Below are 26,555 nucleotides of genomic sequence, written 5' to 3'. Positions count from 1 at the left end.
GAGGCGAAAATTTCAGGTGTAAGCGCGGCTGTGACTACTGACCACCATGGATGGTGGGAATGTCAAAATTTGTCTGGAACAAATTTGACCATGACATGGCGAAGTTTCACGGTGTGAAACGCTTTGAGCGAGAGGCATGGATGCCGAACTGGCTGTTTAACATGGATGTTATTCGTCATGGCCGAGCTTTCAGGGACCTTTTGATTTATATAAAAAGTGCAGCGTGTCACGGTCGTGCTTGCACGATAGGTCGCTCTTTCACATCTGACCCATAGGGATATGGGAAATGTCAGTGTGATGTATGGAACATCACTGACCATATGATCGCGACATTCCGTTCATCCTGAATATCCCTGCGGCAGGCAATTGATTAGATTGAAGCTATGAACTTTTAGTCAAACTTGACTATTCAAGCTAAAACTTATTCACGTTACAGTAGACAACGCTCCCCTTTACGGGGCTAAATTATAAAGCCACCTTCTTAAGAAGGTGGATTCTTCACTGTTTACGCCTGTAGTCAGTATCATTCAGGTTTCCCCTTCGTTTAACGGTTTATTTTTCTGTCACGCTTGTCTGCCTTAATTGTTATTAACTATCCCTAATGTGGTACAAGATAGTGCATTTCAGTCGTAATGGTGCACTATTTTGGTATTACGTTGGCAGGCACTGCATAGTGGTAAAGTTATAAGTGACTGTTAATAAACAACTTTGAAAGTTGGCACGCTTTCTGGATATACCTATTTAGAAATATCAAACTGATTTTGAATGACTTGTAACGCGATGAGTCGACCATAAAAGAGTTTTTGTTCCACTCAATCGCGGCATTAAAGAACCGATTTATAGCAAAGGCGCTATTGGGTATCCCTAAGTGGGTATCCATAGTGCCTTTTTTATTGAGTATTTATTTTTAACACTGGGGAAATACCATGAAATTGAACATCGCGACGTTGTTTAAACAAACCACTTATCAGCAACTGATTAAACCTATCATTTTAGGGGTAGGCATAAGCGCCTCAATGTTGCCAAGTTTGGCGAATGCTGAGGTGGGGTACCCTGAAAAGGAAGAGCTTAAATTCGGTTTTATTAAATTGACTGATATGGCTCCTATTGCGGTGGCGTACGAAAAAGGTTACTTCGAAGAAGAAGGTCTTTACGTCACTATTGAAGCCCAAGCAAACTGGAAAGTATTACTTGATGGAGTCATTGATGGGCGTTTAGATGGCGCACATATGTTAGCAGGACAACCCATTGCTGCGACTATCGGTTACGGTACCGAGGCGCATATTATTACGCCATTCTCAATGGACTTGAATGGTAATGCCATTACCGTTTCAAATGATGTTTGGGCAAAAATGAAGCCAAACATTGCCAAACAAGCTGACGGCAAACCCGTTCACCCCATTAAAGCGGATTCTTTAAAGCCGGTGGTTGAAGAGTTTAATGCAGCGGGTAAGCCATTCAACATGGGTATGGTATTTCCTGTTTCAACTCATAACTACGAGTTACGTTATTGGTTAGCTGCCGGTGGTATTCACCCAGGTTTTTATGCACCACACAAAGGGGATACTTCTGGTCAAATTGATGCAGAAGCATTGTTATCTGTCACGCCTCCACCACAAATGCCATCAACTTTAGAAGCAGGAACTATCTATGGCTATTGTGTGGGTGAGCCTTGGAACCAGCAAGCAGTATTTAAAGGCATTGGTGTGCCCGTTGTAACCGATTATGAAATTTGGAAAGACAACCCAGAAAAAGTGTTCGGTATTACTGCTGAGTTTGCTGAAAAATATCCTAATACCACAATTCGTTTAACTAGAGCATTAATTCGTGCCGCTAAATGGTTGGACGATAATAACAATGCGAACCGTCCTGAAGCCGTTAAAATTCTGTCTCAGTCTAACTACGTTGGTGCTGATTATGATGTGATTGCGAACAGCATGACGGGAACTTTTGAATATGAAAAAGGCGACAAACGTGCCGTACCTGACTTCAATGTATTCTTCAGATATAACGCCACTTACCCGTATTACTCAGATGCTATCTGGTATCTAACGCAAATGCGTCGTTGGGGGCAAATTTCAGAAGACAAATCTGATGATTGGTACAAAGATATTGCCGCCAAAGTATATCGTCCTGATATCTATGCTAAAGCAGCTAAATCATTGATTGCAGATAAATTAATATCAGCAGCTGAGTTTCCTAACTTTGATACCGAAACCGGCTTTAAATCTCCTCAGAAGCACTTTATTGATGACATCGTTTATGACGGTAGTAAACCGAACGCTTACATTGACATGTTCCCGATTGGTTTAAAGCAAGGCGATAAGCTGTAAACAGCTTAGAGGAGTGAAAGATGACCAGTATTACCTCTATTGCACAACAGGCTTTAACAGATCGGAGCATGATGATGGCGGTATTAAATCAAGGTGCAAAAATAAGTAAATTATTGCTATTGCCCGCCGTTGGCATTGCGGTGTTCTTATTATTGTGGTCAATGACGGCAAACAGTATTCAAACATCTCTGGGGAAGTTTCCTGGCCCTGTGGCGGTGGTATCCCAGTTTGAAAACTTGTATCAAGAACATGTAGACGAGCGATTAAAAGCACAAGCTTTTTATGAGCGACAAGAAACACGTAATGCGGCAAGGGTGGCAAAAGACCCAACCTATGAACCTAAAATTCGTGCATATACCGGTAAAGAGACATTTTGGGATCAAATTGTCACCAGTCTAATTACCGTGATGAGTGGGTTTATATTGGCCGCGGTTATTGCAATACCACTGGGTATTTGGATGGGATTAAGTAAAGGGCTACAAGCAGCAATTAATCCCATTATTCAGATATTTAAACCGGTATCTCCTTTAGCATGGTTGCCTTTGGTGACAATGGTGGTGAGTGCGGTGTATGTATCGCCAGATCCCCTCGTGTCAAAGTCATTCATCAACTCTATGTTAACCGTCACCTTATGTAGTGTCTGGCCAATGATTATTAATACAGCCATTGGCGTTTCTAGCATTGATGATGACCTGTTGAACGTGAGTAAAGTGCTAAGACTGTCAGCCATTACTCATGTGAAAAAAATTGTCTTACCAGCTTCAATTCCCATGATTTTCACCGGTATGCGTTTGTCACTAGGTGTGGCTTGGATGGTGTTAATTGCTGCTGAAATGCTCGCTCAAAACCCCGGTTTAGGTAAGTTTGTTTGGGATGAATTTCAAAACGGCAGCTCTGAATCTTTAGCACGCATTATGGCCGCGGTGGTCACTATCGGCTTTATCGGCTTTTTATTAGACCGTGGCATTTTGACGCTACAAAAATGGGCATCTTGGGATCAATAAGGGAAGTAGACACATGAGCACATTTCTAGATATTAGTGGCGTTGACATGGTATTCCCAACGCCAAAAGGAAGTTTCACCGCCCTTAAAGATGTTAATTTGAAAATTAACAAAGGCGAGTTTGTTTCATTAATTGGCCATTCTGGTTGTGGTAAATCAACGGTGTTAAACATCGTTGCAGGTTTATACCAAGCTAGCAAAGGTGGGGTAATTCTTAAGAACACTGAGGTGAGCCAACCTGGGCCAGAAAGAGCGGTGGTATTTCAAAACCATTCTTTGTTGCCGTGGTTATCTTCATACCAAAATGTTGAGCTTGCCGTTAAGCAGGTATTTGCTGGCAAGATGAACAAAGTTGAGATGAAAGAATGGATTGAGCATAACCTCAAACTGGTTCACATGGATCACGCAATGCATAAGCGCCCAGGGGAAATTTCTGGTGGTATGAAGCAACGTGTGGGAATTGCTAGAGCGTTGGCGATGCAGCCAGAAGTACTATTAATGGATGAGCCTTTTGGTGCGCTTGATGCGTTAACTCGAGCGCATATGCAAGATTCGTTAATGGAAATTCAAAACCAATTAAATAACACCGTCATTATGATCACCCATGATGTGGATGAAGCAGTGTTGTTATCAGACAAAATTGTCATGATGACGAACGGGCCAGAAGCCACAGTGGGAGAGATTTTAGACGTCAACCTTCCAAGACCTCGCGATAGACTCGCGCTTGCTGAAGACAGTGAATATAACCGTTTGCGTTCCGCAGTCTTAAAATTCTTATATGAGAAGCAACGTAAGGTCGAACCGATCATAAATTCTAAACAAGCATCTAAAATGCAAGATATATCACAGAAAGATAACAAGATAGCGGATAAGGTTACCGCAAGTTAACTTTTTGGTTTCAGTTTTGTTACTCGTTACATTGGAAATTAGCTAGGGGATGCCACCTATTGGGGAATGGCTTCACTTGATTGTACTTAAAAATAAAAATTGATAGGGATTGATGATGAATAAAAAACATCTTATTAAGCAGACTGTTAGTAATAAAAAAGCCACAGCGCGTACGTTAGGGTTATCGGTACTAACGTGTTCAATGATGCTAGCAATGGGCACAGCCACAGCTGATGAAGCTAAAGCAACAACGGTAGCTGAAGCGTTTACCCAAGGTAGCGCAAAAGTTGATTTGAATTTACGTTACGAAAATGTCGCTCAAGATAATGCTTTAAAAGATGCTGATGCATTAACTTTACGTACACGTTTAACGTTTGCAACTGCTGATTATTATGGTTTATCTGCTTTAGTGGAGTTTGAAGATTCTCGCCAAGTGGCGGGTGTTAATGACTATAACGATGCTGTGGGTAACAACCCTGAGTATTCAGTGATTGCCGACCCAGAAACCACTGAACTCGACCAAGCATTTTTACAATATAAAAACAGTGGCTTTCAAGGCCGTTTAGGTCGTCAAGTGATTGCGTTAGATAATATGCGATTCATTGGTCATGTTGGCTGGCGTCAAGACCGTCAAACCTTCGATGCATTAGCGCTACAATATGCCATCGATGGTTTTACGATTGATTATGACTACATTTATAAACGTAATCGTATTTTTGCTGAAGCCAAAGATGTTGATTCTAAAGATCACATTGTCAATGCATCTTATAAATTCGGTGTAGGTAAGTTATCTGCTTATGGTTATATGCTTGAAGAAGATAAACCGGTAGAAAATGGTATTGACACCTATGGTGTGCGTTTTGCCGGTGCGACTGATTTAGACGCTGTTAAATTACTGTATGCAGCAGAGTATGCGACTCAAGACAGTGATTCAGCAGGGCAATCTTTCTCTGCTGACTATATGTTAGGTGAAATTGGTGTTGGTGTTAGCGGTATTACCGTAAAACTAGGATATGAAGTGCTTGGCTCTGATGATGGTGAGTATGGTTTCTCTACTCCACTGGCGACGCTGCATGGCTTCAATGGTTGGTCTGATCAATTCTTAAGTACTCCTAAAGAAGGTCTAGCAGATCTTTATGCCTCTATTGGTGGCGGTGTTATTGGTGGTAAGTGGGCATTAATTTACCATGATTTTAGTGCCGACAAGTCTTCAGCCACGGTTGATGATTTAGGTTCTGAAATTAATGCCGTGTTCAGTGTGCCAGTACAAAAGCACTACACATTAGGTGTTAAGTATGCAGCATATTCAGCAGGTGATGCAGGAGCTGCAAAAGTCGATACCGACAAAGTGTGGTTATGGGCGAACGCTAAGTTCTAATTGACCAGATGTTAAATTAACAAACGAGTATGAAAATACTCGTTTTTTTTTGTGATTTTTTTATTCAATGGAAACATTCATCGGCAGATAAGTATAACTGCCATGGGTAAAATCATCTTTACTCATCATTGCTATTACTGACATTGATTTACAAAACTCTGTGGTCTGACTTGATAGGTTAGAGTTTTGTTAGGGCTTTGTTTGATTTTTACTCGGTTATAACTGTCGGTTTTAGTATGAAATGACTTGACGCTTAAAGTCTCTCATTAATATTCCGATAGTCGATAAACTGAAGCATTAATTGAATTCTAAAGCATAACAGGCTCTGGTAACTGGTTAACTAATGGAGTTGTAATGTTTAATAAAAAAATCAGTCAATGGGCATTGATGTCACTGCTTGCTGGAACCTTGGTCGGCTGTGGATCTGACAGTGATGAAGCTTCATCTGATGATGTCGCTTATATTCAATACTATAATGCCTCACCTAATAGTACTTCTACGGTGCTTGCTTTAGATGACTATGGGTATAGTGCAGTGGATTTTGCAGATTCAATGCCCCGCTATAGTTACTCAACAGGTACCGCCGAGCTGGATATTTATGGTCAAGATGAAAACGGCGACACGGTGGTGATATTGAATAATAGCGTGTCGTTAGATAATGACTCTCGACATTTATTTATTTTATATGACGATTATCATCAACCGTCGTTATTAGATGTGATTTTCTCTAGAACCGAGATGGACTCTTTAAATGATGACGAAGACAATAGCTACAGCAAAATGTTGCTAACCGTAGCGAATGTGGCTTCTGTGCAACAAGAGTTTGATGCTTATATATCGTTAGACACCCAAACCATTGATGAAGCCACAATGTTAGGCAATGTGGCTTATGGTAGTTATACCGAGCAACAAATTCTGGATACAGATGAATATATTGTTTATCTCACCAATGCGGGTACCACAGAAGTTGTCTATACCACAGGAACTGTCAGTCTTGAGGTTGAAACCGCCTATAAACTGGTAATAAGGGACAGCTTTGGTGCAGGAGAGTTAAAGGTCACTATTGATGTTGTTGATTCGACAACTACGCCAGTGAACTATGCAGCACTAGAAGCAGCCGCAGATGTCAGGGTATTTAACGGCTTGGAAACCACCAATATTAATTTAGATATCAGTAGCCATCAAGAAGCGCAGTACTTATACGATATTGCCCCATACGGGGTAACCGAGTATCACTCCTTAAGTTTTAATGATTATGCGGTAACCATTAAAGATTCAAGTAGTTTAGCGATATTGTTCGACAATTTATTGGCCTCGTTTAACCAAGATGAAGTGAAAACTATTTTGGTTTATCAAGATGAAGATACCCAAGTTAAAGGCATGGTAATTGAAGAGGATTTACGCCCAAGAGCTTTCGAGTATCAATTCAGTCTGGTTAACTTATCCAGTGACTTTGATGGCTTAGCGGTTTACTTTGTTCGCGATTCTGAAACCATTGATAGTGTTGAATATAAGCTTAGTGATTTAGACTTTGAAGAGCAATTACAATTAACGCTTCCTCAAGATGATTATGAAATCAATATTGTTTATACCGCTGATAACGGTACGCAAACATTGATATATCAATCTGATGTGATCAGTTTACAAGGGGAGTCAAATTTCAGTTATATCTTGACCCCAGACTCATCAAGTCAATTTGGTCACCGACTAACTGCGTTATAATCTCGTTTGTTAATGTCGTTAAAGCACAAAAACAACAATGCCGATAATCACTTATCGGCATTGTTTTTAAGCATCAATAATAAGGTTAAACTGCTTGTTGTTGCTTAACAGGCTCATCAGAATTGAACTGCTCGATATCTAATTGCCCTTCGCTTTTACCTACAACAACCGCGGTCATCATATCGCCAGTAACATTGGTTGCGGTGCGCACCATGTCAATGACTCTATCAATTGCAGCAATAAAGGCGATACCTTCAAGAGGTAAACCAACAGCACCTAAGGTAACGGTTAACATAACCATAGCGCTACCTGGTACGCCAGCGGTACCAACAGATGCAACTGTTGCAGTAATAGCAATTAACATGTAATCGGTCATATCCAGTGGAATACCGTAAATTTGCGCAATAAAAATTGCCGCAATAGCAGGGTAAATACCACCACAACCATCCATATTCATTGTCGCACCTAAAGGTAGTACGAAAGCACTGTAACGCTTCGACACACCCATAGATTCAGTACAGCGCGTACTGGCGGGTAACGTACCAAAACTTGAAGCCGTACTAAAGGCAATCAATTGTGCCGGCATGGCTTTACGGAAAAATTGCAACGGGCTTAACTTAGCGGCAAATTTAATTAATCCACCATAAACAAAAATGATGTGAATTAATGCAGCCACATAAATAGCAATAATAAACTTACCTAAAGGCAATAGCGTGCTGAGGCCATATTCACCAACAACCCACGCCATTAAACCAAACACACCAATTGGGGTTAATTTTAGTACCATGCGAGTTAAGTGGAACATCACTTCTGCACCAGCTTCTAGTACTTTTTTCAGCGGCTCTGCTTTCTGTCCTACTGCATTAATGGCAATACCCACCAGTGCGGCAAATACAATAATTTGCAGTACTTTGCCTTCAGCAAGTGAAGCAAAAGGATTCACTGGGATCATGTTTAACAGGACTTGAGCAAAACCCGGAATATCACGCTCACGCACTTCGTTGGTGGCCAGCTCTAACGAGCCACCCATATCAAACAAGCTACCAATAGTCAGGCCAATAAAAGAAGCCGCAGTACCGGTTAGCATAAACATGCCTAGGGTTTTAAAGCTTAAGCGTTTTAAATTAGTTTGACTGCCTAAAGAGGTAATACTCACCACAATGGCACAAAATACTAATGGGGCAACCAGCATTTTAATGGCACTAATAAACAAGTCACCGAGCGGTTTTAACATCACTGCTGACTCGCCTAATAAAACACCGGCTAAAGTACCTAAAGCAAAACCGGCAAGCACTTTTTGCCAAAAAGGGATGCGTCTAAAAAAGTCTAAAATCATGGGAATCTCATATTTTTATATTATGTTGTGTATATTTTTTGTTATTACATTAGCAGCATAAAAGTGAAATTAATGCAGATGAAACAAAATTAATTGCATTCTATTCATGCAAATACAGACAAACAAAGCCATTTTGATATAACTTATAATTATAAATATCAATGTTAATATATCATTAAGTTTTTACCTTTGGGTCACTTTATTTTGAAGTGAGCTAGGTCAAGCTAAAATCATTTGAAATCAAGAGGGTATAGAGTGGCTGATTTATGGTTAATGTTTTCTGGGGCGTTTTTAGCTGCAACTTTGTTACCTGGGGGATCAGAAATTTTACTTATTGGTTTACTGACCAATAATAGTGAGCCATGGTTAGCATTGTTAATTGTGGCCAGTGTGGGTAACACATTAGGGGCTATGACCAGTTATTACTTGGGGCGAGCAGGCCGTTTTGCTAAATCCCCCAAAGACTTTGAAAATAAGCATTATCAGCGCGCTTTAAATTGGTTCGAACGCTACGGGGTTTGGGCATTGTTACTGTCGTGGATGCCGTTAATTGGCGATATTTTGTGTTTAATTGCAGGATGGTTGAAATTGCCTGTGATGAGCTCAACTATTATGATTCTAATTGGTAAAACAGTTCGTTACAGTTTGATCGTTTTCCTTTTTATGACAGCAGTTTAAGGTACAGTCAACAGAGTAAATAAACTCAAGGAGTGTAATTTGAAAAAGTGGATTCTTGCCGTCGCTATTAGCGCCGCTATTACCGGTTGTGCCAGTGAGCAAACCAACCCAATCAATGAGAGCACATTAAACCAAGCAGCATTGCCTGCCGGTGTTAAGTTAATTGAACAAGTGTCAGTAGCAGACAGTGAAATAGGCATTCCCTATAACAAGTATCAATTAGCTAATGGATTAACGGTGATATTGCACCAAGACAATTCTGACCCTTTAGTACATGTTGATGTGACCTATCATGTTGGCTCTGCTAGGGAATTAGCAGGCCGTAGCGGATTTGCTCACTTATTTGAACATATGATGTTTCAAGGCTCACAAAATGTGGGTGACGAACAACATTTTAAAGTGGTAACAGAAGCGGGCGGAACCTTAAACGGCACCACTAATTCAGACAGAACCAATTATTTTGAAACCGTACCGAGTAACCAGCTAGAGAAAATGCTCTGGTTAGAATCAGACCGGATGGGGTTCTTTTTACCGGCATTAACCAGCGAAAAATTTGAAGTACAGCGCGAAACCGTTAAAAACGAACGAGCGCAGCGTGTTGATAACCGCCCTTATGGCCGTTTGGGTGAGCGATTTGCCCAAGCACTTTACCCCGTTGGACATCCTTATTCGTGGCCTGTTATCGGTTGGCCAGAAGATCTTGAGCGTGCCAGTCTTGATGATGTAAAACACTTCTTCCAACGTTGGTATGGTCCAAACAATGCCACCTTAACCATAGGTGGTGATATTAATCAGCAGCAAACGCTTGCTTGGGTGAATAAATACTTTGGTGAAATTCCTGCCGGCCCAGAAGTTGAGTCAGCCCCTAAAACACCAGTGACATTAGATAAAACCCGTTATATTTCAATGGAAGATAAAGTGCATCTGCCATTGCTATACATAGGTATGCCAACCGTTTATGCCGGTCATCCAGATGAAGCCGCGCTAGACTTATTAGCCAATATTATTGGTGGTGGACAAACCTCATTATTGTATAAAAATTTAGTCAAAGAAGGCTACGCAGTTCAGTCTTCAGTGAGCCACCCTTGCCAAGAACTCGCTTGTCAGTTCACCTTATATGCTTTAGCGAATCCAGCTCGTGGTGCTAAATTAGCTGACTTAGAAGCTAAAATTACCGCGTCTATTGCTGAGTTTGAGCAGCGTGGAGTAACCGATGAAGATTTGCAAAAAGTTAAAGTGCAGTTTGAAGCCAATACGGTGTTCAATTTACAAAGTGTTAAAGGCAAGGTGTCTACGCTAGCCGCTAACCAAACCTTTTATGGCAACCCTAATATGGTGGGTAAAGATCTAGAGCGCTATAGCAAGGTAACCAAAGAAGATGTAATGCGCGTCTTTAAGCAATACATTAAAGATAAACCAACAGTTGTTATGAGCATCGTACCTGAAGGGCAAAGCCAACTGATTGCTCATGCGGATAACTTTACACCTCAAACTCAACCCATCGCTGAAGATGCCGTAACAGGTTTAACTGAAGTCGAGCAGGTTAAATCAAGCTTTGACCGTTCTGTTATGCCTCAAGCTGGCGATGCGCCACAATTAATCGTGCCACAACTTTGGTCAAGTACCTTAAGTAATGGTATTGAAATTATGGGTACTAAAACTACTGAAACCCCCACGGCTGAGTTGGTGATTTATCTTGATGGTGGCCATCGAGCAGTGCCTGCTGAAAAAGCAGGTCTTGCAATGCTAACCGCCAACATGATGAATGAATCTAGCACTAAGCGAACCACTGAAGAGTTAGCCCATGCTTTAGAGCTACTTGGTTCTACAGTGAACTTTAATGCGGGTGAGTCACAGTCTTACATTAAAATCTCCAGTTTAACTAAAAACCTAGATGAGACTTTAGCAATTGTGACTGAGCGTTTATTTAGCCCGGGTTTTGTGGCCGCAGATTTTGAGCGCGTTAAACAGCAACAGTTGCAAATATTACAGCAATCGATGACTAACCCAAGCTACATCGCATCAAATGGTTTTTCTGCTTTGTTGTACGGCAAAAATACCGTTAAAGGTACTAGTAGTTTAGGGACTGTTGAGTCTATTTCGGCTTTAACATTAGATGATGTAAAAGCATTTTATCAGCAGCAATATACTGCCGGAAGTGCTCAAATGGTGATGGTATCTGATTTAAGTCAACAACAAGTATTGCCAAAACTAGCGGGTTTCACTGAGTGGCAGGGTGACAAAACGCCAATAGCACCAATCAATAAGCGCATTTATGCACAGCCCGCCACTATTTACTTAATTGATAAACCTGATGCGGCTCAGTCTGTGATTAATATTGGTAAACGTTCACTTACCTTTGATGCAACAGGAGAGTTCTTTAAAGCCAATTTAATGAACTATCCATTAGGTGGGGCATTTAACAGTCGTATTAATTTAAACCTACGTGAAGACAAAGGATATACTTACGGCGCAAGAAGTGGCTTTAGTGGCCAAGAAGATAGCGGTGAGTTTATTGCTTCAGCCAGTGTACGCAGTGATGTAACTGGCCCTGCTATTAGTGAGTTTATTACCGAAATTAAAGCCTATCAACAATCGGGAATGACCGAGGCTGAGCTTGAGTTTTTAAAGAGTTCAATTACCCAAAGTCAGGCACTGGATTTTGAAACACCTTATCAAAAGGCCGGTTTTATTCGTAAAATCCAGCGCTATCAATTAGATCATCACTATACAACCGAGCAAACCAAGATTATTAATTCTATTTCTCAGGCTGAATTAAATTCACTTGCGAAGCAGAAGTTAGATATTGATAGTATGGTCATATTAGTGGTGGGTGATAAAAATACCATCAAGCCACAGTTGGAAACCTTAGGCTATCCAATTGTTGAGCTATAACATTCATTTATAACAAGCTTGAATTGAGCTAACAAAGCCAATTTGGGTATAATGACGATAAGTAAAACGGTGACAGTTAAACTGTTACCGTTTTTGTTTACAGTTTTTGTGCCAATTTAATGATAATCTCGGTTATTATCGAGTTTAGCCATTAATCACGCGAATTCATCAATAGAGAATAGTATCTTGAAATCTTTCAATGAAATTGTCGACCAGTTAGGCGACAGCGAAGGGCGTGAAGCCTTACTTGGCATGTTACGTGGTATTGAGCGTGAAGCGCTGCGTGTTGATGACGCTGGTCGATTGGCACAAGATTTACACCCAACAAAATTAGGTTCTGCGTTAACCCATTCAAAAATCACTACCGATTACAGTGAAGCACTGCTTGAGTTCATCACACCAGTCAATAATAACATTGAAGCACTGTTAGAAGGATTGACGGAAACTCATGCCTACACAGTGCGCAATTTAAATGGCCAAAAGCTCTGGCCGGTTAGCATGCCTTGTTATGTTGGTGATGTTAAAAATATTCCTCTTGCGCAATATGGCTCGTCAAATACCGGGTTAATGAAAACGCTTTACCGCAAGGGGTTAACCCACCGCTATGGTGCGTTAATGCAAATTATCTCTGGGGTGCATTTTAATTTTTCAGTATCTGACTCTTTGTGGCAGCGATTATTTGATGAAAAGATATCGAATAGTCCTAATCTTCGTTCAGGTTCATTAAACCGTTGTGAATTTATCTCAGAATCTTACTTTGGCATGATCCGCAATTATCGCCGTTTAGTGTGGGTGCTGCCTTATTTGTTTGGCTCATCACCGGCGTTGTGTTCTTCATTTGTTAAAGATCAAACAGTGGGTTTTGATTTTAAAAAAACCGGTAAAGGCACCTTGTATTTACCTTATGCCACCTCTTTACGCATGAGCGACTTAGGCTACACCAATAAAGAACAAGATAAGCTTAATATTAGCTATAACTCTTTGCCTGAATATCTTGAAGGAGTACAAGCTGCGATTAAAATGCCATCAGCGCAGTTTGAAAAGATTGGCGTTAAGGTGGAAGGTGAATATCGCCAATTAAATAGCAATATTTTGCAGATTGAAAACGAGTTTTACTCACCTATTCGTGCTAAGCGTGTGACTTTGCCAGGTGAGAAACCCTCACAAGCATTAATGCGAGCAGGGGTAGAATATATTGAAGTTAGAGCATTAGACGTTAATCCATTTAGCCCTGTGGGCATTGATGCCACCCAAGTTCGCTTTTTAGATTTATTCTTACTTTATTGCTTATTATCACCGTCAGAATTAACGGATGAGCAAGGTGAAGCAGAGATAGCCGCGAATTTGAAATCTGTTGTGTTAGAAGGCAGAAAACCGGGGTTAATGTTAACCCAGAATGGTCAGCCAATAAGCTTACAAGACTGGTTATCTTCAATGTTTGCAGACTTGTCATCTTTAGCTAAATTATTAGATGGAGAGCAAAGTCGTCGTTATCAAAATGCTTTAAGCCATTGGGCAGAGGCTATTAATGACCCTAGCCAAACGCTATCTGGCAAAGTATTAAATGAAATCATTAACAAGGGTGTTGATCATGGTGTTTGGGTACATGCACTAGCCAATAATTACCATGAGTTTTTAAGCACGTACCCGCTAAGTCAGCAAACTGAGCAAGAATATCTGCAAGAAGCGGAGAAATCTTTGGATAAACAGCATCAAATAGAGGCGGAATCTATGCCTAATTTTGATTTATTTTTACAAGATTATTTTAAAGATGTCGCTTCACCTGAACTATACAGCGGTTGTAAATCATAACGGATTATCAGATATGCGCATGACTGCAAAAGCAAAGTTACCTTTTTTTCTACTATTGGTATCGTTAGGCTTGCTCACAGGCTGCGCATCTTCTGACTCAGAATTTCAATGTGGGGTTGTATCAACCTATTTAAAGCCTGACTCTGAACAATATCTTTACCGAACCGTGGTCACTCATTTAGACGGTAAACCCGTTATCTCAAGGCCGAATTACTTTTTGGATGTGGGTGAGCATGAGCTCACTTTGGTTGAGCTGGTTAATTCTCCTGAGTTAAAAGTATCTTTGTCTGCCAGAGGCCCAAAAACCTTAAAAGTAACGGTAGAGCCTAATCAGCGATACCATATTGCCGCACAAATGCAGACCGATAAAATTTATGTTGGCCGCAATAAAAATTTCTGGCAACCGATTGTGTTTCAACAAGAAGAGTATGAATGTCAGCTGGAAGAAAAACGCTAAATCTGTTCATTTTTATTAATTGATCGAAGCTAATATGATAACAAAAAAACCAATGAAACCGTATTTAGCCGTAGTCAGTCTTTGTGGTGTGATGCTGCTGTCAGGCTGTGCTACTCCACCTCCAGCAGAACCTGAAAACCTCTGTTCTATCTTCAAAGAAAACCGCTCTTGGTATAAAGCGGCTGTTAACACTCGGGAAAAGTGGGGTGTACCTGTACATGTGCCATTGGCCATGATGTATCAAGAAAGCTCTTTTAAACATAATGCCGCTCCGCCAATGGAGTATTTTTTAGGGTTTATTCCTATTGGTCGCGCCAGTGATGCTTATGGTTATGCACAGGCAAAAACCATGACATGGGACGACTACGTTAGAGAAACAGGCAATTCTTGGTCAAGCAGAAGTAACTTTGATGACGCAATGGACTTTATGGGCTGGTTTATTTACAAAACGCATAAAGTTAATGGTGTATCTAAGTGGGATGCTAAAAACCAATATTTGAATTATCACGAAGGCTGGGGCGGCTATAAACGTGGCACCTATAAAGCCAAAAAATGGTTAGGACCGGTTGCACAACGGGTTGATGACCGCGCTAAACGTTATGCTCAGCAATACCATACTTGTAAAGAAGATTTGGACTCGTCGTGGCTGTGGCGGTTATTTTTTGGTTAACATTGGCTGAACTGAACTGGAATTCAGATACAAAAAAGGAGCGTAAGCTCCTTTTTAGTGTGAATGAATAATAGTGAGTTTACTTGAACTCAGCGTTAATCCAGTCTAATGGCGCTTGGTACTGCTCTGGCATCCATTGTTTCAATTGTGCAATAGTGTCATTTAAGGCATCAACATTATGTACCGATAAATTCAAATGACCTACTTTTCTGCCCGGGCGAACTTCTTTGTTATACCAGAATAGTTCGGCATTAGGGAGGCTTAACCAACGGTCATCTTTATCAATTCCAATCAAGTTAACCATCACACATTGAAAGTTAACTTGTGGCTGATGGATCGGCAAATCGCACAATGCACGTAAATGCAATTCAAACTGGCTTATATGGCAACCGGCTTGAGTCCAGTGCCCAGAGTTATGTACCCGTGGAGCAAGCTCGTTCACAAGTAAGTGTTCGCCTACGCGGAAACACTCCATCGCCATTACACCAACATAATCAAGGCCATTCATAATGGTTGACAGCATTGCCTCGGCTTCAGCTTGAAGATGACTTAAGCGAGAAAGTGGGGCAATAGAGGCCATTAAAATGCCATCTTGATGTAAGTTTAACGTCAGCGGGTAAAACAGGCAGCGACCATCTTGGGTACGTACACCCACTAATGAAACTTCTTCATCAAAGTTAATGGCTTGCTCTGCAATTGCTTCATTGCGCCAGCTAGCTGGAATTTCAATATTGTCAGCTTGCTTCAACCAATGTTGGCCTTTACCGTCATAGCCACCAGTGCGACGCTTTAATAATACGCGTTCGCCATAAGCTTGGTGTAGTTCAGCTTCAGTGACATTGTCGTCAACTAATTGCCAAGGTGATGTGGCAACCTTTAACTCATCTAATAAGCTTTTTTGGGTAAAACGGTCAGCAAGACGACCAAATACAGGGCCATTAATAAAATGCGCATGTTCGCTTAATTGTAAGCTGGTACTGGATTCTGGCCATTGTTCGCGCTCAGCAGTGATAACATGTGAGGCTTCAATTGGTAAAGTTTTACCTGTTGGAGACATAATATCCACAGGGCGAACATCAATGGCTAAAGGTTGGCCTGCATGGCTTAGCATGGCACCTAATTGGCCATTACCTAATACCCATACGGTGTGTTGTTGGGTCATTACGCTTCTCTCGGATCTGGATTATCTAAAATCGAGCGAGTTTGCTCTTCACGAAATGCCTCTAAGCGCTGTGCTAGAGCGGTATCGGTTGTGGCTAAAATTTGGCTGGCTAATAGGCCCGCATTAAATGCACCTGCGGTGCCAATGGCTAATGTGCCAACCGCAATACCTTTTGGCATTTGGACAATAGAAAGTAAGCTGTCCATGCCCGATAATGCTTTACTTTGAACCGGAACACCTAACACTGGTAAACGAGTTTTTGAGGCAATCATGCCGGGTAGGTGAGCGGCTCCACCGGCTCCACCAATAATTACTTTGTAGCCTTTATCTGCAGCAGTGCTGGCAAAGTCCATTAATTTATCGGGAGTTCTGTGAGCTGATACGACTTCAACATGGTAAGGCACTTGAAGTTTATCCATAATCTCAGCAGCGGCTTCCATTGTAGGCCAATCACTTTTTGAACCCATAACAACAGCAACAAGGGCTTGCATGTTTACTCCTTAATGTACTTATTCATTTTGTATATTTGGCCGATTAGTGTTGACCACTAAATTAGCGTCAATATTAAGGCGATAAAAAAGGTTTCAGATAATATCATGCCGACATACATTTCGCTGCAGTTTAGTGTTTTGTGCTCCTAACACTCAGTTTGGAAAATCGAATATTCCTATTGAAAGCCAGTAATCATCATTTTGGGTGTATCAATTTGTATAAAATCCGCAAAAAATGGGCTTTTTTTGCAAACTAACGTTCAGTTATTCATAAATTGGTATATTGTTAAGGTAATGTTGTGTTGTTTGAGTGTGCCTTTTACTGATTGAGATTTAAGGCTTTTAGAATCATTAGAGAATAAATAGTCACATGGTTGTTAAGTATAAAGTCCCTTTTTTGGCATTTTTAGGCGCTATGATTGTCATGCCTTGCGCCAATACAGCTAACATTGAGGCTGTATTGCTGGGTGAGTTTTCTCCTAATAGAATTGATTTAACTCAAATGAAGCCGATGGCAGTGCTAGATTTACTCAAAAATAACAGCAATCCGCGCTTAACCTTTACCCATAGGCAAATGAGCTTGCCAAGAGGTTGGGTTGAAATAACCAAGTTAGACAATGCCTGTATGTATAACAAAGTTAAAACACCTGATCGCGAGAAACTGGCCATTTTTAGCCGATATCCTATCACTCTTTATCCTCCATTACGCCTTATTGTTAGAGCCAGTGATGGGCAAAAATATGCTAATGAATTTGATTTTTCAACGTTGCAACCCAGTGATTATAAGCGCTATGGCGTTACGGTAAATCGCTCATACGGACGCCATTTAGATGAACAAATATCTCAGCAAAAAGATGCATTATTCTTTCGAGATGGTGAAAACTCCGTAGGGGTAATGGTAGAGATGTTAGCGTTAAATCGCATTGATGGTTTTGTTGAATATGCTGATACCGTCAACGCACATCTTCAAGAGGGACTCATTGAGTTTGACTTTAAAGCCATTCCTATTAAAGGTGTCGATAAACCGTTACCAGGGTATTTTGCCTGTTCAAAATCCGCTAATGGGCAGGCACTTATCAACACCATTAATGAGGCCATGAGCCAGAAGGCCTTTCAACAATCTTTAATCCAAATTCACGATGAATTTTCTTCAATAGATGATAAATCATTATTAACCAGCGAATTGATTGCTTTGTTTGGTGCAGAATCTGAATAATTGCCAGCATGCGTGACATAAAAATAACGGAATATGATATCGATAATGGATAAACAATAACGACTGTATTTTCAGGAGTGGTATTTTGAGTTATTCCAAAATAAAAACAATAATTAGGACTAATATTAACTTTATCTATCAATGTATTGCTAAGCTTATTGTATGCGTAGCAGTAGTATCAACGCTATCAATTCATGCGCTGCAAGCAACGTCTAAGCAAGATAGTCTTATACAAGAAGAACCGATGCAAGGGATACTCCTTGCAGAAACCGATAGTACTCAAAGTGATTTAACCCAATATCAGCCTCTAGGTATGTTCGCTATTTTATTGCAACTGAGCGATAACCAATTTCATTTCGAGCAAAAACAAGCAAGTTATAGTCGATCGTGGAGTGACTTAAATAAACTGGGTAATGCTTGTATGTACAATAAATTTAAGTCACCAGAGCGCGAAGCGGTTGCTTACTTTAGTCAAAAACCTATTACGGTATACCCTCCACTTAGGTTAATAGTATTGAAAAAGAATACCGGAATTGTTGCTGAACCTGTTGATTTAGAAAACCTCCCCGCTTTAATGGCAGGTCATATTGGCGTCGTTAGCTCTCGCTCTTATGGTGAAAAATTGGATCATATTCTCGCTCAGCAGCCGCAAAACTTTTATGTGAGAAGTGGGATGAACTCTACCAATAAACTCATTGAAATGCTGATAAAAGAACGTGTGTTAGGCGTGATAGAATATTCTGCCGAAGCCAGTTTAGTGACTGACAAAATAGGTATTTCAGCAGAGTTTCATGCTATTCCCATCAAAGGGGTGTTAACTCCTGATTTAGGCTATATGGCTTGTTCAAAAACACCACAAGGTAAAGCGTTAGTGGGCATCATTGATCAAGTGATGGCTACAGATGAGTTTAAGAAGGCTTTTATTAATGAACATAATAGCCATTTTAATCAAGAAGAACAGGACTTGTTGAAGCCTGAAATTGATAGGCTTATGCAGTGGTAATATTACTGTAGAGAAATAAATTATTTTAACCCTTTTGGCTTTTAAGTGCGTTTATACCCCTACGCAGATTAATTAAGGGCTGAACCATGTTTGTTTCTCCAGCGTTACATTTTACCACTTTAACTAAAAGAACGAGTTTAATCAGGCGCATTTATATCTTATTTGCGGGGCTGTTAAGTGTTGTTAATGCCCATGCAGAAAGCCCTGTTGATATCGCCCCAATTATCCATCTAAGGAATCTAGTTCAAAGTGGCAACATGGTGGCAGGGGAAACCCCTTTTAGTGGATTCCCTTTTGCCGTTGAAAATAACAGTGTTAACAAGTTAACTCTCTATATACAGCAAGGTCAGTTGCCACCAAAGTATGTGATAGCGACTGAGCAGTTAGTCAATTATTTTCCAATTGATAAGCAGGCATTACTTGACGACAAACGCACACAGACTTCAGAATTATTTAGCTTAAATGCCACTCATGCACCGTCGCCCTATAATCACGATACTCACCTATTACGTATTGTCATTATTGCTTCGCCTACCACGACGTCATCAATAAATTGGACAGAGAAAGTACAGGTTTCGCTCGATTTCAACCCTGAATTAGTACTAGAGTATCGGCTTATTGGATATGAAACCCAACAAGCTCGTCAGCATGAACACCAGCATGACGATAAACTAACTGATACCCATAAAAACACGATAACGGCTTTATATGAGCTGAGATATAATCCGCATTATGATGTTGAAAGACAACAGCTTAAACAAAGTGTTGTTAAGCAAGTAAGGCTTAAAAAAACACACGGACATCAGCGGTTTAGTGATTTTACGCCTTATCAAATGGCTGTGGTTAGGTTGCATTATCAGCCTGATAATATTGATGGATGGCCACAGGCTGCCACCAGCACCACATTTGCAGTGTCAAATGTAGACGGTGAATCTCGATTCGAACATGCTTCAGATGATTTTAGATTTGCTGCAGCCGTCGCAGGTTTTGGTCAATTACTCAATCATAATGCTTATCTACATGATGTTGACTATGCTAAATTAATTGAAATCGCAGCTAGCGCATTAGGCAATGATGAGTTGGGCCAGCGACAAGAATTTCTACATTTAATGCGTGCGACTCAATTACTGACAGAGCCATGACGAGAGAATCAATGACAACAAATTCTAGCCAATTGTTTGCAGGTAATGACAAGTTATCATTAGCAGAAAGTGACTTATCTACCGATGAGCAACTCATGTTGGCTTACCAATCGGGAGATATTAAGGCTTTTGAATGCCTATATAAAAAGCATAAAGGCCCGCTATATCGCTATTTTATTCGGCAGCTAAAAGATGAAGCGCTGGCACAAGATTTATATCAAGATGTGTGGAGTCGAGTGATTAAAGCAGCGGCGAATTACCAAGTGAACGCTAAATTTACCACTTGGTTATATAAAATTGCTCATAACCTCATAATTGATCATGTGAGAGCCGTAAAACCTTTAGACGATACTCAAGCATTAGGTGAAGATCAAACTATGGATGACTTCATGGCCACTGAAGCAACCGAACCTGAGGTGCAGTTTCAGCAAAGCCAGCAAGCTAAAACGCTGCAGCACTGTATTGACTCATTACCCAGCGTGCAAAAGGAAGCTTTTTTGCTTAATGTCGAATTAGGGTTAACTGCCAGTGTGATTAGTGAAATAGCTCAAGCCACTCTTGAGGCCACTAAAAGTCGCATTAGATACGCTTACCAAAACATTAAGACTTGTGTGAGTCAACAGTATCGCGAGGCATAATATGACAACACAATCCGATGAAGAGTTTTTAGCCATTCAAGATGAAATCGTCAACTTGTATCATAAAGGGCCACAACCTGAGCCTAGCGAGTCATTAGATAGCGCCATTATGGCTCAAGCTAAACAGCAGTTGATGACCCAAAGCGATACCGAGGCAAACTTATCGGCACAACAACAGTTAGATGCAGAGTTAACCCATAAAACCAATGTGGTTCAGCTTAAAACTTGGCGAAAGTATACTTGGCAGATATCTACTGCCGCCTCAGTTATTTTGATAGTTGGGCTATTGTTGGTCAACCCAATGATGCAGCAACAGCCAACCTCTACAGACGCAGATGAAATCATGCCAATGCAAATGGATATTGCTGAGCCTATGCAAGCAGAAATGGCACCAGCATCCGTGGCTGCACAAAGGTTGAAGTCTGCCAAGTCAGCGCCACAAGCTCATACAAAAGATGACATTTCCATTGTTAGCCCACAGCAAGGCGTTGAAGTATTAAACGAGCTTGCCGCGCAGCAACAATGGCAGCAAGCCGTTGAATATTTGCAGGTGTTAGAACAGCAGTTCCCTCAAATAAAACAACAGCAACATCCGTTGTATCAACAATATATTGAAATCAAACAGATAATCTTAACCCGTTAATTTATATCAAAAACTCCCTCAGGACGGTAAAGTAATAGTGCTTTACCGTCCTTGTTGTTTTTCATAACGTAATCATTCTGTTACAAGTGTTGGCAATATTCTAGTTAACCTGAACTGCGTATAAGAGATTAGCTAATATACTGATTCATATGATTTTTACTTTCAAATACATTTCTAGAGAGGTATTTTTGCTTAGAACAAGGCAAATTTGTGCGTCAATAGCTGGTCTATTGCAAACAAATTTAACGCAGTTATCAGTAAAAATAGGCTCTAGAAAGCAAGTTGTTATGCGCAGCTCAGGTTAATTAATCGTTACATTTTGACGCTTTAAAAAAAAACACATTCTGGTAACGTGACCATGGATAAAAGATCAATAAAAATAATAGGGAAATAAACACATATGAAATTTCGTCGTTCTATTTTGAGCTGTATGTTAACGCTCAGCTGTGTCAGTGCATTTTCATCAACGGCTTTAGCCAGCAATGGTTACTATCGCGCCCCCGCTTTACATGAAAATACCTTAGTGTTTACTGCTGAGGGTGACTTATGGACTACCCAAGTGAATGCGCAACAAGCTAAACGGTTAACGACCCATGCCGCAGAAGAACTTGATGCGACTATTTCACACGACGGCCAGTGGGTCGCCTACAGTGCCAATTATGAAGGTTCGACTGAAATTTATGTAATGCCCATTGCAGGTGGCGTGCCTAAGCGGGTGAGTTTTGAAAATTCACGAGTAAGATTACAAGGTTGGACCGCAACCGGTGAAATTTTATATTCAACAGACAACGCATTTGGCCCGGCAAATTACTGGGTGCTTAAAACCGTTAACCCGCAAACGCTAAGCGTGAATAACATTCCACTGGCGGACGCTATTGAAGGGGTAATTGACGCTAAAGGTGAGTATGTTTACTTTACCCAATTTGGTTTGCAGGCCAGTGGCGATAACGCCAAGGTGTATCGTGGTGGCGCCAAAGGTGAAATATGGCGCTATAAGCTTGGGGATGACCAAGAAGCACAACAATTAACGACCAGTCATGAAGGCTCAGTACGCCAACCTATGTTATGGCAAGACCGAGTTTATTTTATTAGTGATGCCTCAGGTAACGACAATATTTGGTCAATGTCAGTGACAGGGCAAGATATTAAACAGCATAGTGAATATAAAGATTGGCAAGTAAGAGATGCTAATATTTATCAAGGCAAAGTCGTGTTCCAACAGGGGGCAGATATCAAACTATTTGATCTTGCCACTAACACCGACAGCATTGTTGATATTCAACTCACCAGTGATTTTCCACATCGACAAGAACAATGGATTAATGATCCGCTAGAGTATGCCACGTCAACGCGTTTAAGCCCAAAGGGCGATCAAGTTGTAATCACCGCACGAAGCCATGTGGCTATTGCTAATAAAGGTGAACGTCGTTTAGTGCAAATTGCCACAGACCCTAAAAGTCGAGTCAGAGACGCCATATTAAGCCATGACGGTAAATGGGTTTATGGCATTAGCGATGCGTCTGGTGAACAAGAAATTTGGCAATATCCGGCAGATGGTAGCCAAGGCGCTAAACAATTAACTAAAGACGGTAAAGCACTGCGTACCAGCATGCACTTATCTCCTGATGGCAGATATATTGCGCATGACGATTATATGGGCAATGTATGGTTGTTAGATTTAAACAAAGGCAGCAATAAAAAAATTGCGACTAATGGTGAAGGACTAGGGCCATATCCCGATATTGTATGGTCAAAAAGCAGTGAATATATTGCGTTAACTAAAGCTGAAATAGGCAAGCAACGTCCTCAAATTGTGCTTTATTCCGTTAAAGAATCTAAAGCAAAAGTGATGACATCAGATAAGTATGAATCATTTTCCCCTAGCTTTAGTGATGACGGTAATTGGTTATATTTCTTATCAAATCGTGATTTTAATGCCACGCCATCATCACCTTGGGGTGACAGAAACATGGGGCCAGTATTTGATAAACGCACCCAAATATTTGCACTAGCCCTTAACGAGAAAGCGTTATTCCCTTTCGCAAAACAAACCGAGTTAACGCCAAAGACTAAGGATAACAAGGCTAAAAAGTCTACGGTAAAAGTGGATTGGAAAAATATTGAAACTCGCTTATGGCAAGTCCCCGTTGAATCCGGTAATTATAGCCAGTTACAATCGTCAGATAAGGGCTTATATCTATTAGATACCCATAATGACAAAAGTGCCTTAAAGTGGATTAAGTTTGCTAACAACTCACCTAAAGTAGACGTTTTTGCTGAAGATATTGGCCGCTTTACTCTATCCAATGACAACAGCTCAATTTGGTTACAAAAGCAGTCAAACCCCAAGGATATGTTAATTGTTGATGCAGGGCCTAAGTTACCCAGTGATGTCAGTCAGGCAAAAGTGAATGCACAGTCGTGGCAATTAAACGTATCGCCAATGCAAGAGTGGCAACAAATATTTGAAGATGCTTGGTTAATGCATCGAGATCAGTTTTTTGACACCAATATGCGCGGTTTAGATTGGCAAGCAACTAAGCAAAAATATCAACCGTTATTAGCCAGACTCACCGACAGACATGAACTTAATGATGTGTTTGAGCAAATGATGGGAGAGCTAGACTCATTACATTCACAAGTACGCGGTGGTGATGTTGCTAAAGATCCCAATGCACCAAAATCAGCTTCATTAGGCGCAAGACTACACCTAACTGACAAAGGCGTAGAAATTGCCCATATCTATCAAAATGATCCTGAATTCCCACAGCAAGCATCACCATTAGCAAGAATTGAGGTCGATGCTCAAGTTGGAGATATTATTAATGCAATTAATGGCCAACCGGTTAATAATTTAGGTGATGTGACTCAGTTGCTGCGCAATCAAGAGAATAAACAAGTATTGCTAACACTGACCCGCGGCAAAAAACAGCATAAAACCGTAGTGTTGCCAGTGAATACGAGCACTGATGCAAAATTAAGGTATTTAGATTGGGTACATACTAATCAAACTAAAGTGGCAAAAGCGTCCAAAGATGACTTTGGCTATTTGCATTTATATGCCATGGGTGCGGGAGATATTGCCAGTTTTGCCCGTGAGTTTTATACCAATTATGATAAACCTGGGCTGATTATTGATGTGCGCAGAAATCGTGGTGGCAACATTGATAGCTGGGTAATTGAAAAACTGCTCAGAAAAGCGTGGGCATTCTGGCAGCCTACACACGGAAGTGCCAGTACCAACATGCAGCAAACCTTTAGGGGGGAGCTGGTGGTGTTAGCCGACCAAATGACATATTCAGACGGTGAAACCTTTACAGCGGGCATTAAGGCTCTAGGTTTAGCACCAGTGATAGGTAAGCAAACGGCAGGCGCGGGCGTATGGTTGTCTGGCCGAAATCGTGTAACTGATAACGGCATGGCACGAGTAGCTGAATACCCACAATATGCTATGGATGGACGCTGGATAGTTGAGGGCCACGGTGTAGAGCCTGATGTAGAGGTAAGCAATCTACCTTACGCAACTTACCAAGGTCATGATGCTCAACTTGAGGCGGCAATTGAGTATTTAAAAGGTCAATTAGCTCAACAGCCTATGCCACCATTACAAGCATTGCCTTTGCCAAAAGGTGGTAAAGCTGTAGATATTAAGTAAATTTGGTTTTACAAATGTAACCATAAACCCAAAAGCCTGTAGCAATACAGGCTTTTTAGTCTATATTTACTTTCAGCTGTAGATAAATCCCACTATATTTACGGCATTATCTACAAGGAGATCCACACCGTATGCAATTAAAATCATTGATAACAATCGCAGCACTTTTGGGCTTAACAGCGTGTGCAACAGGAAGTACCCCTGAAGCTAAAAAAGCCAACGCTGTAAAAGAAACCCAAGCTGCATTAGCTGAGATTTATAAACAGCACCCTGCGGCCAAAACAGCCGTGAGTCAGTCTGTTGGTCATGTTGTTTGTACTGGTAGCAATAGTTACTTGTTTGCGTTATCAACTGGTGGTGGTGTGTGTGTGCTAACCGAAGGTGGTAAAAAATCTTATTACCGCTTTGCCACTGCTGGAGCAGGCGCAGGAATTGGTTGGAAGCAAATGGCTTATGTACAAGCATTTATGAAGCAGAGCGCGTTGACTCGTTTTAAAGAGTCGGGTTATGAAGGCCAAGCTCAAGCAGAAGCCAGTGCAAAATATGAGGATAGTGGCGACCAAGCTTCAGCCAATCAATCTGCTGATATTGATGGTGTAAAAACTTACCAAGTTAATTTGATGGGGGCAGCAGCTCAAGCAACGGTCCAAGGTTATAAGTATTGGGAAACTGACTTTTCTGATGACTTTATGGAAAACGACGAATAGCATTTGCTCAGTTTGAGTTGTCCAGCTAATTACTACACGTTAACAATATAAAAGTTAACATTAAAAAAGCCGCAATAGCGGCTTTTTTAATGAATAATTTTTGTCACTGCTTAGTATTTTATTTCTACTTCACAAGCCAACGAGTTAGCAATAAAGCAGTTAGCGTGCGCTTTTTCATGGATCTTAGCAATGGTTTCTGGGCTCACTTCCACATGGTCAGCAAACTCGACTTGTGGGTTTAAAGTCATTTTGACTACCGCAATTTTACCAGCATCATTCTTGCCTAAATCGGCTACAGCGTTATCGGTATACGTTGATACCGGTAAGCGCTTTAAATGTGCAATAGCTAAAAATGTCAGCATGTGACATGAAGATAAAGCCGCTAACAGGTTTTCTTCAGGGTTTATTTTTGCTTCATTGCCTTTGTATTCAGGAGCCGATGAAGCTTGTATTGATTGACCGCTACCATATTTAACTTGGTGATCTCGATTGAACTCGCCTTCTTCAGCGGGTGATGTTTGCCAATCAACAGTGACTTTAAAACCCATCCAACACTCCTAAGTTACTTAATAATATTGCATTGATATCGCCATACTCGGTGCAAATTCAACACTAACACGAGCCTAAAGTCCACCTCTTTGTCTGTTTTTAGCCTTTTCTGCTAAATGATTTAATTATTAGGATTAACCTAAAAATATATAAAACGGCTCTACTTATCACAAGTGGT

The 26,555-nt window shown here is 40.8% G+C and carries 21 protein-coding genes; 17 read left to right on the top strand and 4 right to left on the bottom strand.

Annotated features, from left to right (window positions below; translation table 11 throughout):
* The first annotated feature begins 1,016 nt into the window (after nt 1-1,016).
* From L2672_RS03730 to L2672_RS03710, 5 genes are all read left to right on the top strand, one after another.
* On the top strand, nt 1,017-2,333 hold the full coding sequence (locus tag L2672_RS03730; protein WP_248994738.1) for a CmpA/NrtA family ABC transporter substrate-binding protein: 1,317 nt from the start codon (nt 1,017-1,019) through the stop codon (nt 2,331-2,333).
* Between the two features lie 68 nt (nt 2,334-2,401).
* A complete protein-coding gene (locus L2672_RS03725) occupies nt 2,402-3,337 on the top strand; it encodes an ABC transporter permease (RefSeq protein WP_248994737.1) in 936 nt (311 codons plus the stop codon).
* Nucleotides 3,338-3,350: 13 nt separating this feature from the next.
* On the top strand, nt 3,351-4,223 hold the full coding sequence (locus L2672_RS03720) for an ABC transporter ATP-binding protein (protein WP_248994496.1): 873 nt from the start codon (nt 3,351-3,353) through the stop codon (nt 4,221-4,223).
* A gap of 115 nt (nt 4,224-4,338) precedes the next feature.
* Complete coding sequence (locus L2672_RS03715) at nt 4,339-5,601, top strand: alginate export family protein (protein WP_248994495.1); 1,263 nt, start codon at nt 4,339-4,341, stop codon at nt 5,599-5,601.
* Nucleotides 5,602-5,955: 354 nt separating this feature from the next.
* Nucleotides 5,956-7,323, top strand: a complete 1,368-nt coding sequence (locus L2672_RS03710; protein WP_248994494.1) for a hypothetical protein — start codon at nt 5,956-5,958, stop codon at nt 7,321-7,323.
* 85 nt (nt 7,324-7,408) lie between these two features.
* On the opposite strand, the gene L2672_RS03705 is transcribed toward L2672_RS03710, so the two are convergent.
* Entirely contained in the window at nt 7,409-8,659 is a 1,251-nt protein-coding gene (locus tag L2672_RS03705) for a dicarboxylate/amino acid:cation symporter (protein WP_248994493.1), read from the bottom strand.
* A gap of 255 nt (nt 8,660-8,914) precedes the next feature.
* On the opposite strand from L2672_RS03705, the gene L2672_RS03700 reads away from it, so the two are divergent.
* From L2672_RS03700 to L2672_RS03680, 5 genes are all read left to right on the top strand, one after another.
* Nucleotides 8,915-9,337: a YqaA family protein gene (locus L2672_RS03700; protein ID WP_248994492.1), complete on the top strand. Its 423-nt coding sequence runs from the start codon at nt 8,915-8,917 to the stop codon at nt 9,335-9,337.
* 39 nt (nt 9,338-9,376) lie between these two features.
* Nucleotides 9,377-12,232 carry a M16 family metallopeptidase gene (locus L2672_RS03695; protein WP_248994491.1) on the top strand — a complete coding sequence of 952 codons (2,856 nt, stop codon included), beginning with the start codon at nt 9,377-9,379 and terminating at the stop codon, nt 12,230-12,232.
* A 186-nt stretch (nt 12,233-12,418) separates the two neighbouring features.
* A complete protein-coding gene (gene gshA / locus L2672_RS03690) occupies nt 12,419-14,044 on the top strand; it encodes a glutamate--cysteine ligase (RefSeq protein ID WP_248994490.1) in 1,626 nt (541 codons plus the stop codon).
* A gap of 19 nt (nt 14,045-14,063) precedes the next feature.
* Nucleotides 14,064-14,501, top strand: a complete 438-nt coding sequence (locus tag L2672_RS03685) for a hypothetical protein (RefSeq protein WP_248994489.1) — start codon at nt 14,064-14,066, stop codon at nt 14,499-14,501.
* A 52-nt stretch (nt 14,502-14,553) separates the two neighbouring features.
* A complete protein-coding gene (locus L2672_RS03680; protein WP_248994736.1) occupies nt 14,554-15,171 on the top strand; it encodes a transglycosylase SLT domain-containing protein in 618 nt (205 codons plus the stop codon).
* 79 nt (nt 15,172-15,250) lie between these two features.
* Here L2672_RS03680 and purK read toward each other — a convergent pair whose 3' ends face one another.
* The gene (purK, locus tag L2672_RS03675) at nt 15,251-16,333 is read right to left on the bottom strand and encodes a 5-(carboxyamino)imidazole ribonucleotide synthase (protein WP_248994488.1); all 1,083 of its coding nucleotides are present in this window, start codon (nt 16,331-16,333) and stop codon (nt 15,251-15,253) included.
* On the bottom strand, nt 16,333-16,824 hold the full coding sequence (gene purE / locus L2672_RS03670) for a 5-(carboxyamino)imidazole ribonucleotide mutase (protein WP_248994487.1): 492 nt from the start codon (nt 16,822-16,824) through the stop codon (nt 16,333-16,335). The genes purK and purE overlap by 1 nt, the downstream gene beginning before the upstream one ends.
* 370 nt (nt 16,825-17,194) lie before the next feature.
* Here purE and L2672_RS03665 point away from each other — a divergent pair, with 370 nt between their 5' ends.
* From L2672_RS03665 to L2672_RS03635, 7 genes are all read left to right on the top strand, one after another.
* Nucleotides 17,195-18,040 (top strand): hypothetical protein, encoded by an 846-nt coding sequence (locus L2672_RS03665; RefSeq protein WP_248994486.1) that lies wholly within the window; start codon nt 17,195-17,197, stop codon nt 18,038-18,040.
* 85 nt (nt 18,041-18,125) lie between these two features.
* A complete protein-coding gene (locus L2672_RS03660) occupies nt 18,126-19,043 on the top strand; it encodes a hypothetical protein (RefSeq protein WP_248994485.1) in 918 nt (305 codons plus the stop codon).
* A gap of 86 nt (nt 19,044-19,129) precedes the next feature.
* Complete coding sequence (locus tag L2672_RS03655) at nt 19,130-20,185, top strand: YfbK domain-containing protein (RefSeq protein ID WP_248994484.1); 1,056 nt, start codon at nt 19,130-19,132, stop codon at nt 20,183-20,185.
* A 95-nt stretch (nt 20,186-20,280) separates the two neighbouring features.
* A complete protein-coding gene (locus L2672_RS03650; RefSeq protein WP_248994735.1) occupies nt 20,281-20,823 on the top strand; it encodes a sigma-70 family RNA polymerase sigma factor in 543 nt (180 codons plus the stop codon).
* 1 nt (nt 20,824) lies between these two features.
* Nucleotides 20,825-21,466 carry a hypothetical protein gene (locus tag L2672_RS03645; RefSeq protein WP_248994483.1) on the top strand — a complete coding sequence of 214 codons (642 nt, stop codon included), beginning with the start codon at nt 20,825-20,827 and terminating at the stop codon, nt 21,464-21,466.
* 400 nt (nt 21,467-21,866) lie between these two features.
* Complete coding sequence (locus tag L2672_RS03640) at nt 21,867-25,121, top strand: S41 family peptidase (protein ID WP_248994482.1); 3,255 nt, start codon at nt 21,867-21,869, stop codon at nt 25,119-25,121.
* Nucleotides 25,122-25,252: 131 nt separating this feature from the next.
* Nucleotides 25,253-25,828 carry a lipid-binding SYLF domain-containing protein gene (locus L2672_RS03635; RefSeq protein ID WP_248994481.1) on the top strand — a complete coding sequence of 192 codons (576 nt, stop codon included), beginning with the start codon at nt 25,253-25,255 and terminating at the stop codon, nt 25,826-25,828.
* 110 nt (nt 25,829-25,938) lie between these two features.
* On the opposite strand, the gene L2672_RS03630 is transcribed toward L2672_RS03635, so the two are convergent.
* The gene (locus tag L2672_RS03630) at nt 25,939-26,376 is read right to left on the bottom strand and encodes an OsmC family protein (protein ID WP_248994480.1); all 438 of its coding nucleotides are present in this window, start codon (nt 26,374-26,376) and stop codon (nt 25,939-25,941) included.
* Nucleotides 26,377-26,555: the final 179 nt, after the last annotated feature.

This window comes from Shewanella gaetbuli (assembly GCF_023284065.1).
In the GTDB taxonomy this organism is placed as follows: Bacteria; Pseudomonadota; Gammaproteobacteria; order Enterobacterales; family Shewanellaceae; genus Shewanella; species Shewanella gaetbuli.
The sequence above is the reverse complement of the archived record's forward strand: the minus strand, read 5'-3'. Positions and strand labels throughout refer to the sequence as shown.

Coding starts and splice junctions, on each gene's coding strand:
- L2672_RS03730 (WP_248994738.1), top strand. CDS start 1,017: ATGTTGCCAAGTTTGGCGAATGCTGAGGTGGGGTACCCTGAAAAGGAA.
- L2672_RS03725 (WP_248994737.1), top strand. CDS start 2,402: ATGATGATGGCGGTATTAAATCAAGGTGCAAAAATAAGTAAATTATTG.
- L2672_RS03720 (WP_248994496.1), top strand. CDS start 3,351: ATGAGCACATTTCTAGATATTAGTGGCGTTGACATGGTATTCCCAACG.
- L2672_RS03715 (WP_248994495.1), top strand. CDS start 4,339: ATGAATAAAAAACATCTTATTAAGCAGACTGTTAGTAATAAAAAAGCC.
- L2672_RS03710 (WP_248994494.1), top strand. CDS start 5,956: ATGTTTAATAAAAAAATCAGTCAATGGGCATTGATGTCACTGCTTGCT.
- L2672_RS03705 (WP_248994493.1), bottom strand. CDS start 8,659: ATGATTTTAGACTTTTTTAGACGCATCCCTTTTTGGCAAAAAGTGCTT.
- L2672_RS03685 (WP_248994489.1), top strand. CDS start 14,064: ATGACTGCAAAAGCAAAGTTACCTTTTTTTCTACTATTGGTATCGTTA.
- L2672_RS03680 (WP_248994736.1), top strand. CDS start 14,554: ATGAAACCGTATTTAGCCGTAGTCAGTCTTTGTGGTGTGATGCTGCTG.
- purK (WP_248994488.1), bottom strand. CDS start 16,333: ATGACCCAACAACACACCGTATGGGTATTAGGTAATGGCCAATTAGGT.
- purE (WP_248994487.1), bottom strand. CDS start 16,824: ATGCAAGCCCTTGTTGCTGTTGTTATGGGTTCAAAAAGTGATTGGCCT.
- L2672_RS03665 (WP_248994486.1), top strand. CDS start 17,195: ATGGTTGTTAAGTATAAAGTCCCTTTTTTGGCATTTTTAGGCGCTATG.
- L2672_RS03655 (WP_248994484.1), top strand. CDS start 19,130: ATGTTTGTTTCTCCAGCGTTACATTTTACCACTTTAACTAAAAGAACG.
- L2672_RS03650 (WP_248994735.1), top strand. CDS start 20,281: ATGTTGGCTTACCAATCGGGAGATATTAAGGCTTTTGAATGCCTATAT.
- L2672_RS03645 (WP_248994483.1), top strand. CDS start 20,825: ATGACAACACAATCCGATGAAGAGTTTTTAGCCATTCAAGATGAAATC.
- L2672_RS03640 (WP_248994482.1), top strand. CDS start 21,867: ATGAAATTTCGTCGTTCTATTTTGAGCTGTATGTTAACGCTCAGCTGT.
- L2672_RS03635 (WP_248994481.1), top strand. CDS start 25,253: ATGCAATTAAAATCATTGATAACAATCGCAGCACTTTTGGGCTTAACA.
- L2672_RS03630 (WP_248994480.1), bottom strand. CDS start 26,376: ATGGGTTTTAAAGTCACTGTTGATTGGCAAACATCACCCGCTGAAGAA.